Source organism: Acetobacterium wieringae (assembly GCF_026646375.1).
In the GTDB taxonomy this organism is placed as follows: domain Bacteria; phylum Bacillota; class Clostridia; order Eubacteriales; family Eubacteriaceae; genus Acetobacterium; species Acetobacterium wieringae_A.
On record NZ_JAIPPU010000001.1, the window covers coordinates 295209 to 308377 of the forward strand.

Sequence of the window (13169 nt, forward strand, 5' to 3'; positions counted from 1 at the left end):
ATGATGTTGTCAAAAGAGGAAGCCTTAAAAGATGTTAAATTATTTGCGCTGGATATGGATGGAACGTTTTATCTGGGTAACGGTCTAATTGATGGGGCACTGGACTTTATCGAAGCGCTCCGAAGCCATCAAAAAGATTTTATTTTTATCACCAATAATTCATCCCGGGGGCCCAGCTTTTATCAGGAAAAACTGAAGAAAATGGGCTGCTTTGTGGAAGCCGACCGGATTATTACCTCAGGGGATGTGACCATAAACTATTTAAAAACCTTTTATCCCGGACAATCGGTCTATCTGATGGGCACGCCACTGCTGGAGGAGAGTTTTAAAAAGCACGGCATCAAGCTGGTCCAAGAGCAGCCAGATGTGGCAGTGGCCAGCTTTGATACCACCTTGACCTATGAAAAGCTTAAGAAAATCTGCACCTTTATTAATAATGGCGCAGTTTTTTTATCCACCCATCTGGATTTGGTCTGTCCTACCGAAACTGGTTTTATCCCCGATTGCGGTGCCATGTGTGCTCTGATTACCAAATCCACCGGAGTGGAACCCAAATACTTAGGCAAGCCTTTTCCCGAAACCATGGAGATGATTTTAGCCACTACCGGGCATAAAAAAGAGGACGTGGCCTTTGTTGGCGATCGCATCTATACCGATGTGGCCACCGGCGTCAATAACGGCGGCAAGGGCTTTCTGGTGCTGACTGGGGAGACAAAAATGGCGGACGTAGCGAATTCAGCGGTGGTTCCGGATTGTGTTTTTGACTCGCTGAAAGAAATGACCAACTATCTGTAAGCCTGTTTATTTTAGCTAAAAAGGGGAAGATAATAAGAAGACGAATCGAACATGTTGATGACGGGAACGAATAAACGAATAATGGAAAGGAATGAAAGATTCATTAACAGGTAAGAAGTATGCACAGCAAAACAGTTACGATTATTAATCCCAGCGGTTTACACGCCCGGCCAGCGGCGGAGTTTTGTCAGAAGGCCGGAGAATTCAGAGCAGATATGCGAATTAAAAAATTGGGCGACGATCCCAAAGAGGGCGATGCCAAATCGCTCTTGAGTATTATGGCAACGGGGATTGGTCAGGGCGATGTGGTTGAAATTTTTGCCGTCGGTGAGGATGAAATGCTGGCCGTGGAAACCCTGGTGGCACTCGTCGGCAGTGGTTTTGGTGAAGTGTAATTATTATAAGACGTAAAAAAACACCGCGAGGTGTTTTTTTTAGTGGGCGGATATTCGATCAGGCATACGCCCCGGGTTATTTTTGTAAATAATCGGTTTTAAATCGGCTTGATGCCACTGCAGTTCGTCCAGGTTGATACCGAAGTCCAGTTGACCCTGGGTGGCGATCAGGAGATGTTCCAAATTGCAGTTACCGGCCCGCTCGCCGATGCCGAAGAGGGTAGTATCGACATACTTGGCACCACAGCGGAGCCCCTGGATGGAGTTGGCCACGGCCATGCCCAAATCGTTGTGCATGTGCACCTCAATGTCAATGTTGTCAGGAATCCGGCTGATCGTGGCTTTGCAGAGACTGGGGGACATGATCCCCACGGTATCTGAAAAACGCAGGGTGGTGGCCCCCAGTTGCTGGGCGGTTTCAATCAGTAAAACGACAAAATCCCAGTCGGCCCGGGAGGCGTCCTCCAAACCGATGGTCAGTTCTCTTTTTTCGGCATGGATAGCGGCGGCGCAGGCACTTAGGGTTTTAAGTACCTGGGATCGGGTGGTGCGCAGCTTTTCACGAATCAGCAGATCCGAAGCCGGGACACAAACATGGATAATGTCGGCGCCGCAGCCGATGGACTGGCTGATATCAGAGCGGTTCATCCGGTTCCAGCCAATAATCTTTGCCTGCTGACAGGTCAGCTTGATTTTTTCAAAGGCCCGGCATTCCTCTCTGCCCATGGCCGGGGTACCGGCTTCGATCCGGGCAACCCCCAGGGTATCCAGAGTTTTGGCGATGGTGATTTTTTCACGGATCGAAAAGGCGATTCCGGGGCTTTGTTCACCGTCTCTTAAGGTCGTATCAACAATATATCTGTTTGTCATTTTGCACCTCTCTGGCAAGGGTTCGCAGTTCCCGATCGGACAGGTTTCGGCCTAACTGGGTGCAGCGGAATTTGATATGCTTTAAAATGCTATGGGCGGCTGACTCGGATAATTGCGAATCGTTTAGTTTATACAACAGGCTTTGGCGGCCGGAGTGTTTGCCCAGGACAATTTCCCGCTGGTTGCCAACGCTTTGGGGACTAAAGGGTTCATAGGTATTGGGGTTTTTTAATACCCCATCGACATGAATACCGGATTCGACCTTGAAAATATCGGTTCCGATGATCGCCTTCATTTTGCCAACCGGCTGGCCGGACAGTTTTTCATAAAGGTCACGCAACTCACTTAAAACAGATAAGTCACCGGTAAACAAGTCCGGTTGACTTAGTTTTAGCCCCATCAGCACTTCTTCCAGCGGCGGGAAGTGATGATGGTTGGCAAAACCGCAACTGATACTCTGTCCGCCAGCCGATAGCCATTCCAGAGCGATGGCAGTGGCACAATGGTGGTGATTGCCGGGGCAGAGATCCAGAGTGTCAATGCCGCTGTCCAGCAGGGCCTTAAAAACTTCTGAATAATCCCGGGTCATCAGGTCTTCCAATCCGGTGATCCGGATCTTTTGGTGGTGACAAGAATGTAATTTGCCAACGGGAATATTTTTTTCCACCAGCTCATTTGGCTCCAGTTTCCAGAGGGCTTTCGGTTCTTTCGTCCCTGGGCCAGCCGAAGCGAGCGATTCGGGAAGAATCCGGGTCAGAAAAAAACGTCGTTCCCCCAACCATTGTTTTAAACCGGCAGCAGTGAGAGGAAAATTAAGCCGGTTAACCAGGTCCGGGGTCAATTCGATTTTGTTGACGCCACAGGTAAAAAGCAGGTCACAGAAATGGTTAAGATCCTGGCCGGTCATCCCGGATGTATTAAAGGTTGTCAAGGTCCGATCAATAATAGTAACCATTTGCCTACCCCGCTTTCGTTTGTTTGCTTTTAAAAGTTTGGCCATGAAATCCCGTACCGACCAATTGTTAATCTGTTGTTTGCTGCGCCGAGCGAAATCCGCTCCGCTTCTTTCGCTCTGGTCGCAGGCAGTCGCCAACTACAAGCAAGCTTGTGATTTGCTCGTTGCCTTTGCGAAGGATCGGACAGGTTTATCAACCTGTTCGCCCCGATGCAAACAACATGATGTAACAATTGTCGGTACTGCGTCAATGCGCTGTACCCAGGTTTAAAGTAGCCTGATTCTTTTCAAAGTAAAGAGCTAAATAACCAGGTCTTCGACCACCTTGCCGCCTTCGATGTGTTCGTCCATAATCCGTTCCACATCGTCGACGGTTACCTTGCCATACCAGACGCCTTCGGGATAAACAACCACGATGGGACCCTTGTCGCAGATGCCGAAGCAGCCGGTGTTGTTTAACATGACGTCACCGGATAATTCCCGCTCGTCGATTTCTTCAAGAAAGGTCTGCAGGATTTTCACTGAATCCTGTTGAAAACAATACCCCTGTTGGGTACCGTTGATCCGGCAGCTGGTGCAGATAAAAATATGATGTTTAGGACTAACCATTTTTAAATTCCTCCTGATCGTTTATATTTTAATTATATAGTCAATTAAAGATTTAATGTAGGGGCGATCCGTGATCGCCCGCACACTGAGCAATTGTCAGTTCGAGTTACAAAATTCTTTAATTTGACTTAGATAGATGATAATAATTGGTCGGTACGGTAGAGCAATGCTAGAAATTACCGGCGGTGCGCAGTTCGGACTTTAACATTTCCTGAGCTGCGGTTTTAACGGCATCTTCAATGCGGTCGTAGGTTGAGAAGACTTTGATGCCTTTGCTTTCTAACCGTTTGGTGGGCAGGTCACCGATGCGCATGGTGATGGCCCCGTTGCAATCATTTAAGGCTTTTAGAATGGTACCGATCTTATCTTCCTTTTCGGCACATTCTTCTTCGCCGCTACAATACTTGCCGATCACCCGTTTTTCTTTAAACTGAACCTCATCGTCAAGATAATCATAGATATACAGTTCAGTGGCCTGGCCGAAATGCTGATCCACCAGCATCCCGCCTTTGGAGGTGATCGCAAAGCGCAATCCCTTTGGGGCCACCAGAGTCTCTGTTTCACTTTTGGCTTCATTTTCCCGGAAATCCAGGGAGATGTCGCTGTCCAACTTGCCGATGGCATCGGCCCGGCATTGTTTGCAGTGATACATTTGTTTTAGATGAACACCGCACTTATCACGAATCGCATTGATTTGGTGGTTGGTGGCAATTTTCAGGCCGTAAAAAGCAGACCCTTTCACAGGAATCAGGGGCATCACATTGGAGATAAAGCAGCCCATATCTTTTACCGTTTTGACCACTTCTTCGATGTGCCCGTCATTGATTCCCATCAGGGTGACCGTATTGATTTTGACAATCACCCCTTCATCGATCAGGAGCTTGATCCCAGAAAGCTGGTTGGCCAGAAGAATTGAGGCAGCGGCTTCGCCATGGTAGCGGTTGCCCATAAAATCCACATGTTTGTAGATTTTGGCGCCAATAGCCGGATCAACCGCATTGACGGTAACGGTAACATGGGATACCCCCAGTTTGACCAGCTCCTTGGCATAGTAGGGAAGCATTAAGCCGTTCGTAGAAACGCAGAAGGTAACATTGGGGTCATATTCATGGATCAGGGTCAAGGCCTTTCGGGTTTGTTCAAAGTTTGCCAGCGCATCGCCGGGGCCGGCGATGCCAACGACGGTCAGGTTGGGCACCTTTTTTTTCACCAGTTTAAATTTTTCAAAAGCGGCCTCGGGGGAAAGAATATCGGTGGTCACACCGGGACGGCTCTCATTGGGGCAATCAAATTTACGGACACAGTAATTACACTGAATATTACATTTAGGGGCGATGGGGAGGTGCATCCGAGCGTTTTTCTGGGAGGCGCCACAGCTATAGCAGGGGTGGTTGGCGGTTTTTTCTTCGATGGTCTGCGCCTGCGGGATTAGTGGGTCAGTTGTTTTTTTGTATTCCAACACTTTCATTTGTGCCTCCGTTTCCGGCTCTAATCCGTATTTGGATTTGGGTCCTTCATTATAATAGGTGTTGTAGAGGGTTTCCCGGAATCCCCCTTCCACTGTTTTAAGAATGGTGTTGGTGATCTGATCCAGCAGTACCTGGGAGCCTTCGTAGCCCAAGGTTCGAACCCGCTGGCCGCCGATGCGGTCATGGATCGGGAAGGCACAGCGGATCAAAGGAATCTGATGTTTTTCTTCAATCCGGCGACCGTCTGAATTTCCCAGCATCAGGTTGGCGCCCAAGCGCAGGGCTTCTTCTTCAATGGTTTCAAAGTCCACATCATTTAAAATCACGTAGTTGTCAACAAAAAGCACATCGGCCAGTTTGGAAAGCTCGGCTTCAATCTTTTCTTTGAGCTGGGGACAAGCAGAACCAGTGGCGGCAATCACGGGCATCACGCCATTTTCACAACAGAGGCGGACTGCCGAAACGACAAAATCGGGTTCGCCGAAAATGGCGATGCGACCCAGGGCATTGTACTTATGGGAGTCGACCATGCCATCAAGATAACGCCCTCTTGCTTTGTCGATTTCCTCAGGAATGGCTTTTTTTGACAGTTCGGATAAGAGCTCCATTAAGGCATCGGTATCCCGGAGACCCATCGGCAGGTTCAGCCGTTTGTAGGGGACACCATAGTTTTCGTAGAGGTAAACTCCCGGAGATTCGTCAGGCTTGATGGTGTCGGACAGTTCGATGGTAGCCCGGGCTCCCGCCATTTTCTGAATTTCCGAAATCGGAGTGCCATGCATCGGCAGCCGATAATAAGAGCTCTGGTGGACGCCGTCGAGATTTTCGGAAAGATCCGGCAGCAGGATATATTCCAGTCCAAACTGATCCAGCACATCTTTTAAATAACGGGTGTCCGCCGGAGAAAGCATGGTCGTGACGATATTGATCTTATTATGTTTGGCAGTGTCCATCTCGACATGGGAGACAATCGCCCGGAGTGCCCGGGTGAACCCTTCAAATTGGGTGCCGCCGTAACCCGCAGATTTGACCGGAATAATTTTTACGGTCTCATCAGGATGAGCTGCGTAGAAATTCTTGATGATAAACTCAATGTCTTCGCCAATGGTTTCAGCCAGACAGGTGGTCGAAACGCCGATGACTTCGGGTTGATAGAGCTTGATCAGATTTTCCAGGCCGATGATCAGATTTTTCTCGCCGCCGTAGACGGTACCTTCTTCAGTCAGGGAAGAGGAGGCAATGTCCACCGGCTCATTGTAATGCGTAGCCATGTGACGGCGGATATAGGTGCTGCAGCCCTGGGATCCATGGAGGATATTCATACATTTCTGAATGCCATAAAAAGCATTGGCGGTTCCCATTGGCATGCACATTTTACAGGGATTAACATTTAGGTTGACTAAATTTTTAGACATTGTTGATACCTCCTATGATTTCCCAGACTGGACTGTTCATCGACAGGTTGATTTCTGAGGCGAAGTTCAGGGTGCCTTCGTAGCCCGCCAGAGGATGCTTCCGTTCATGGTTGTGGTCACAGAAGGCGACCCCCAGTTTATAGGCCAGCGGCCGTTCCTTGACGCCGCCGACTAATATATCGGCTCCCATTTCCTTCATAAAGGCTTCCAGTTCGGCCGGATTGGCATCGTCTAAAATGACGGCATCCTCGTCGACCAGATGCGAGATGACTTCGTAATCATCCTTGCTCCCGGTTTGAGTGCCCACCATCACGGTGTTCATGCCAAATTCGTTGAATTGTCGGATCAGGGAGATTGCTTTAAAGCCGCCGCCAACATAGATGGCCGCTTTTTTTCCTTCAAGATTTTTTTTGTATTTATTTAAAAGAGGGATGACTCTATTTTTTTCTTCTTCAATAAAAGCTTTAGCTCTTTGGATGACCTCTTTATCACCGACCGCGTAGGCTATCCGCATCAGCGAATCGGAGGTGTCAGTGACGCCGAAAAAGCTGACTTTAATAAAAGGAATTAAAAAGGCTTCTTCCATCTGTTTGGCCAGATAGGTCATTGAACCGGCACATTGCACCAAATTGAGTTGGGCTGAAGGGGCTTGTTTTAAATCCTCAACTTTGGCGTCGCCGGTAATATTGGCAACGACTTCGACACCGATGCGTCTTAAATAATTTTTGATGATCCACATTTCCCCGGCCAGGTTAAAGTCGCCGAGGATGTTGACGCCACATGTTTTTTCAGGTAAAACCGCTGGGGTGATCAGGCTCATGATGGCATTACAGGCCATTTTATAGCCGGTTTTCTTGGTTCCGGAGAAGCCCGGGGATTTAACAGGGATGACCCGGATACCGTACTTTGCTTCGGCGTTGCGACAGACAGCATCGATATCGTCACCGATGACGCCGACAATACAGGTGGCGTAAATAAAAATGACTTTGGGGGCATGACTGGCCATGATTTCATCAATGGCGGCCACCAGTTTCTTTTCGCCGCCGAAAATCACGTCCGTTTCCCGCAGATCAGTGGAATACGAGTTCCGGTAGCCTTCTTCGTCGCTGGATAGACTGCCGCGGATATCCCAGGTGTAGCTGGCACATCCAATCGGGCCATGAACAAGATGGAAGGCGTCGGTAATGGGGTTTAAGACAACCCGGGCGCCGCAGTAAACACAGGCCCGTTGACTGACTGCCCCAGAGACACTTGCTGACTCACACTTGATGCCGTCGCCGCTGCATTCCGAAAAACGGATCGACTGGGCTCTTTCTGGTAAAATTGCCGCATCATTTTTCATTGTACAGCCTCCTTTCAAATAAAGGGGAGGAAAACCTCCCCTAGTGGATGTTCTAATTTACCGTACCGACCAATTGTTAATCAGTTGTATGCGCGCAATTCGTACAGTTGCATTTCAGTGATGCTATAATTATCAGTTTATGTTGCAACTGTTCGCCTTGAGGCACACAACACGATATAACAATTGTCGGTACTACGTTAGCTTTTAAAAGCCAGGCTTTATCTAAACTACATTACCATTTCCAGATCTTCATCTTCACAGTCACGATCCTGACGGTCCATGAGGGCGTTGAGGATCAGTTCAGCCAGTCGGATGGCACCTTTGTAGCCGACGATCGGCAGGTAAGAATGGACATAACGATCGATGATCGGGAAACCAACACGAACCAGCGGGATGTCTTCAGCACGGGCAACTTGCTTGCCATGGGTGCCGCCGATTAATAAGTCAACCGGATCATTTTTAATCCATTGGTGAAGTTCAAACAGGTCACCGGCTTGTTTGGCGGTACAGCCTTCGACGCCGAATTTTTCCAGTAAAGCGGCAGCCTTTCGGTCAAAGGCTGCTCCGGGAGTACCGGTTACCATGTACTTGGGGATCATCCCCATTTCCAGGGCGATTTGAGCCATCCCCAAAACGGTGTCGGGATCGCCGAAAATCGCCACGGTTTTATTGTGGGTGTATTGATGAGAATCCAAGAGGATATCCATTAACTGGCCCCGTTCTTCTTCAATTTCATAAGGTACTTCATTTTTAGAGAACTGATTCAAAGCCATAATGAAAGCATCGGTGTTTTCGACGCCAATTGGCAGTGGCAGGGTTTTGTAAGGCACCTTGCATTTTTTCTCCAGGGTGTCAGCGGCAAATTCAGAGGTCAGTTCGCCTAAGCCCAGACTCATTTCACAGTTGCCCAGATCCCGGATATCAGCAATGGTGGTGCCGCCTTTGGGATACATGGTGTAATTGCCGGTCATTGGGGCATCTAAAACGCCACTGGTATCGGGCAGCATAATGAACTCGGTGCCCATCAGCTTCATCAGCCGTTTCATTTCCCGCATGTCGCCAGGGTTAACAAAGCCGGGGAAGAGGGCCAGCTTACCATTTTTTTCGCCGGTTGATTCAGATAGATATTTAATAAATCCGGAAATCATGTTATAATAGCCGGTAATATGTGAACCAACATAGCTTGGCGTATTGGTGTGAACGACCAATTTGCCTTCTGGTACTTTGGCATCCTGGATGTAACCACTCAGGTCATCACCGATGGTTTCACTCAGACAAGTGGTATGAACCGCAATGATTTCGGGGTCGTAAATATCAAAAATGTTTTTAATAGCCGTTTTTAGGTTGGAACCACCGCCGAATACGGATGCGCCTTCGGTAAATGAACTGGAAGATGCAATGGCAGGATCTTTAAAGTGCCGGGTTAAAAACATCCGATGAAATGAACAGCATCCTTGAGAGCCATGGCTGTGGGGCATACATTGGTGAACACCCAGGGCTGCGTACATCGCACCGACTGGTTGACATGTTTTTATCGGATTGATTCGTAAGGTGGATCGGTCCGATAATTTTTTTGGGGTTAATTCTAACATTATTCCATACCTCCTAAGCTGCCAACTAACGTGGGTTCACTTTTCCATGGGGCTTGAACCATATTCCAAACCGGGGTATAAGTGGCCATTGTAATGTCTTTGGCGAAATTGAGTGCTCCTCTGAATCCAGCGTAGGGACCGCTGTAATCATAGGAATGTAGTTGTCGTGAGGGAACGCCTGATTTTTGAACAATAAATTTGTCTTTAATCCCCGAGAAGAAAATATCAGGTTTTAGCAGTTTTAAAAATTCTTCGGTTTCAAAATGGTTAAAGTCATCGGTAATAATGGCACCTTCGGAAATATCAGACCATAAGCCGTCATATGTTTCCAGCGGAACACCAGCTGCTTTTAGCTCTTCAAGTTTTTCCGGGGTATGGAAGGTTTTGTAGTTTGCATCGTCTTTGGTGACGGTAATACTTTCAATGTTTTTGGAATCGGCGTCGATTTTAATTGTGGGAATAACATCCCGACCTTCGTAGTCATCACGATGTCCAAATTCATAGCCAGCCAGGATGACTTCTACCCCCAACGATTTTAACAGATTGATGTAGTGATGAGTTCGCGATCCGCCGACATAAACAGCGGCTTTTTTGCCATCCAGCATCGATTTGTAGTAACTCATGCCAACAGCAATTTCTTCTTCTTCTTCAGCAATAACCGCTTCGGTTCGAGCTAGTAATTCTGGATCATCGAAGTAGGTGGCAATATCTACCAAAGATTTTTTAATACTATCCAGACCGATGAAGTTTACTTTGATCCAGTCCATGCCGTATTTGGTTTTCATCATTTCAGCAATATAGTTAATTGAACGATGGCACTGAACCAGGTTCAGATCGGCTGTATGGGCATTTTTAAGATGATCATAGCTGCCGTCACCAGTCATTACCGAGACAACGTTATAGCCGATGCGCTTTAAGATCCGTTCAACTTCCCAGCCGTCACCACCGATATTGTATTCGCCTAAAAGGTTGACCGAGTATTTCTGAGGTTCAGCATCACCGGTACCGATAATGTATTTCATCAAACCGTTGTTGGCAATATGGTGACCGCCGGATTGGCTGACGCCCTTATACCCTTCACAACTGAAGGCCAGCACCTTGATGCCGTAGAGTTTTTCAGATTCAGCGGCAACGGCATGGATGTCATCACCGATCAATCCAACCGGACAGGTGGAGCTGATCATAATACATTCCGGGTTGAAGATTTCAACCGCTTCTTTAATGGCCTGTCGTAGTTTTTTTTCACCCCCGAAGACAATGTCGGTTTCCTGCATGTCGGTGGAAAAACTGTATTGGGTAAAGTCTTTGATATTTTCATCACCCTTGGCTTTGTTTCGTCTTGTTCCCCAGGTGTAGTAAGCACAGCCGATGGGGCCGTGAACGATGTTGACAACATCTTTTAATGGGCCGATAACAACCCCTTTACATCCAGCGTAGCAACAGCCACGGTTGGTCATAATTCCGGGTATCGCCCGGGTATCAGCAGCGATGACCTGTGGTTCACCGCCTTCAATTTCAATGACATGTTCTTTTCGGTTTTTATATATTTTAGAGCTGTATTTATCGAGTACTTTATCTCTAGAATCCATTCAAATCACCTCTTTCTAAAATGCATCCGCATTTTTTTCGCCACTTCGTACCCGAATGGACTCTTCAATTGGGATGACGAAAATTTTACCATCGCCGGGGTTACCGGTTTGATTGTTGTCAATAATAATGGAAACAACCTTGCTGACATCCTTGTCTTCACAGATTACGGTAAAAAATCGTTTCGGAATTAAACGGGATGATTCGGTTAATGCCTCACCCATGGATGAGACAGGCATTTCACCGGCTTCAACAATATCCTGGATGATTGATAAATCAATACTTTTTTTGCCGCGACCAAGTACCTTTAAACAGGTAAAAGCAGGATACCCTTCATTGACAAGGGCTTCTTTGGTCTGGTTCACTTTATTCTGCCTGATAATCGCCATAACTTCTTTCATATCAATTCCTCCTTTTACAGGCCGGCTGTTCCAGTACTGATTGTATACGCTTCTTCTACTGGAGAAATGAAAATACGACCATCTCCAAAAGTACCTTCCTTGCCAGTTTTTGCATTTTTCATAATTATTTTAACAACATCATCTTTGTCTTCGTCTTTGACAATACAAAGTAGCATGACTTTGGGGATTTCATCATAATAAACGTCCCCAACTTTGATACCTTTTTGTTTTCCTCGTCCATATACATCCAGTTTTGTTACAGCTGAGAAGCCAGCGGATAACATTTCGGATAAAACAACGCCTGTTTTTTCAGGTCTGATAATTGCGCGTACCATTAACATATGTAAAACCTTCCTTTCGCTCTTAAAGCATTAATCTTAACGTACCGACTAAATGTCCATCAGGCCGTGTTCCATCAACAGTTCTTCCAAACGATCCTGGTGCATTGGGGTAGGTACCACAAACATCTGATTGCTGTCAACCGCTGCCGCCAGATTACGGTATTCCTGAGCCTGATTGGCAGTGTCATCAAATTCCAGAACGGTTTTTTTATTGATTTCGGCCCGCTGTACCATGTTGTCCCGGGGTACAAAGTAGATCATCTGGCTGCCCAGCTCTTTGGCAAAGGCATCAACCAGTTCTTTTTCACCATCAACATTACGACTGTTACAGATGATCCCACCAAGTCGAACGCCACCACTTGAAGCGTATTTCTGAACCCCTTTGGCGATATTGTTGGCTGCATATAAGGCCATCATTTCGCCCGATGCGACAATGTAGATTTCCTGCGCTTTTCCTTCGCGGATCGGCATTGCAAAACCACCACAGACAACGTCACCTAATACATCATAAAAGACATAATCCAGATCGTCGGTGTAGGCACCGAGTTGTTCGAGCATCCCGATGGAAGTAATAATCCCCCGGCCAGCACAGCCAACACCGGGTTCCGGTCCACCTGATTCCACACATTGAATGCCCCGGAATCCTGGTTTTAAAATCGCTTCCAGTTCGATTTCTTCGCCTTCTTCACGAAGGGTATCCAAAACGGTTTTTTGGGCCAGACCACCAAGCAACAACCGGGTTGAATCGGCCTTTGGATCACATCCGACTACCATAATGTTTTTGTCCATTAAGCCAAGTCCGGCTGTCAGGTTCTGGGTTGTGGTTGATTTACCAATACCACCTTTTCCATAAATAGCGATTTGTCTCATAATCTGTTCCTCCTGAGTGTGAAAAATTTTAAGATCCAATGCAAGTCTTTGAGCAAAAAGAAAGAAGTCTTGACCTTTCACAACAGTGTAAATGGTAAGACTTCCTTGTCTAAAAAACTTATTTTGTTTTGCATAAACGAAAAGGTCTTAATCGGCCGCCCTGATTGAGCAGCAAATTAAGACCTCTTTGTCTAAATAGGGGTGGATGTGAGGGTAACAAAAAGGTCTCAGCACTTACCCAATTGTAAGGAGCTGAGACCACATTGTCTTTGTCAAATCCGTATTGCATTGTTTTCTATGGGCTTATTATCCATGGAATTAAGGGATAAGTCAAGCTGCTTCGCTTGTAAACCCTTTTCAAAGTGAAATGGGTTTAAGAATTGGCTGGTAGTGCGACTGTTTTTTTTGAGCCCAAACCGGGATTGTACTTTAGTTTGCTGATGCGTTTATGAACTGTCAGATAGGATGAAATCATTTTCACGGGTTGCTAATGTATTTTGAAACAATTGACAAATTCTTGCTTAAATA

General features: G+C 46.9%; 12 protein-coding genes. 2 read left to right on the top strand and 10 right to left on the bottom strand.

Annotation, left to right across the window (positions count from 1 at the left end):
* Together Q7P33_RS01305 and Q7P33_RS01310 are read left to right on the top strand one after the other, a co-directional pair.
* A complete protein-coding gene (locus tag Q7P33_RS01305) occupies positions 1–795 on the top strand; it encodes an HAD-IIA family hydrolase (protein WP_303866607.1) in 795 nt (264 codons plus the stop codon).
* Positions 796–914: 119 nt separating this feature from the next.
* On the top strand, positions 915–1190 hold the full coding sequence (locus tag Q7P33_RS01310; RefSeq protein ID WP_303866610.1) for an HPr family phosphocarrier protein: 276 nt from the start codon (positions 915–917) through the stop codon (positions 1188–1190).
* Positions 1191–1229: 39 nt separating this feature from the next.
* Here the strand turns inward: Q7P33_RS01310 and Q7P33_RS01315 are convergent, their stop codons facing one another.
* The 10 genes from Q7P33_RS01315 to nifH all read right to left on the bottom strand — a co-directional run bounded on the left by Q7P33_RS01315 (position 1230) and on the right by nifH (position 12641).
* Complete coding sequence (locus Q7P33_RS01315) at positions 1230–2060, bottom strand: homocitrate synthase (protein ID WP_303866614.1); 831 nt, start codon at positions 2058–2060, stop codon at positions 1230–1232.
* Positions 2038–3015, bottom strand: a complete 978-nt coding sequence (locus Q7P33_RS01320) for a hypothetical protein (RefSeq protein ID WP_303866617.1) — start codon at positions 3013–3015, stop codon at positions 2038–2040. The genes Q7P33_RS01315 and Q7P33_RS01320 overlap by 23 nt, the downstream gene beginning before the upstream one ends.
* 300 nt (positions 3016–3315) lie before the next feature.
* Positions 3316–3624, bottom strand: a complete 309-nt coding sequence (locus tag Q7P33_RS01325) for a 2Fe-2S ferredoxin (RefSeq protein WP_148638399.1) — start codon at positions 3622–3624, stop codon at positions 3316–3318.
* A gap of 169 nt (positions 3625–3793) precedes the next feature.
* Positions 3794–6508: a nitrogenase cofactor biosynthesis protein NifB gene (gene nifB / locus Q7P33_RS01330; protein WP_303866625.1), complete on the bottom strand. Its 2715-nt coding sequence runs from the start codon at positions 6506–6508 to the stop codon at positions 3794–3796.
* Positions 6501–7850 (bottom strand): nitrogenase iron-molybdenum cofactor biosynthesis protein NifE, encoded by a 1350-nt coding sequence (gene nifE, locus Q7P33_RS01335; protein ID WP_303866629.1) that lies wholly within the window; start codon positions 7848–7850, stop codon positions 6501–6503. Before nifE ends, nifB begins: the two co-directional genes overlap by 8 nt.
* A 227-nt stretch (positions 7851–8077) precedes the next feature.
* The gene (locus Q7P33_RS01340; protein ID WP_303866631.1) at positions 8078–9442 is read right to left on the bottom strand and encodes a nitrogenase component 1; all 1365 of its coding nucleotides are present in this window, start codon (positions 9440–9442) and stop codon (positions 8078–8080) included.
* Complete coding sequence (gene nifD / locus Q7P33_RS01345) at positions 9442–11031, bottom strand: nitrogenase molybdenum-iron protein alpha chain (RefSeq protein WP_303866633.1); 1590 nt, start codon at positions 11029–11031, stop codon at positions 9442–9444. The genes Q7P33_RS01340 and nifD overlap by 1 nt, the downstream gene beginning before the upstream one ends.
* A gap of 15 nt (positions 11032–11046) precedes the next feature.
* A complete protein-coding gene (locus Q7P33_RS01350) occupies positions 11047–11430 on the bottom strand; it encodes a P-II family nitrogen regulator (RefSeq protein ID WP_303866635.1) in 384 nt (127 codons plus the stop codon).
* Positions 11431–11444: 14 nt separating this feature from the next.
* Complete coding sequence (locus tag Q7P33_RS01355; protein ID WP_070370205.1) at positions 11445–11771, bottom strand: P-II family nitrogen regulator; 327 nt, start codon at positions 11769–11771, stop codon at positions 11445–11447.
* Positions 11772–11819: 48 nt separating this feature from the next.
* Positions 11820–12641 (bottom strand): nitrogenase iron protein, encoded by an 822-nt coding sequence (nifH, locus tag Q7P33_RS01360; protein WP_303866639.1) that lies wholly within the window; start codon positions 12639–12641, stop codon positions 11820–11822.
* Positions 12642–13169: the final 528 nt, after the last annotated feature.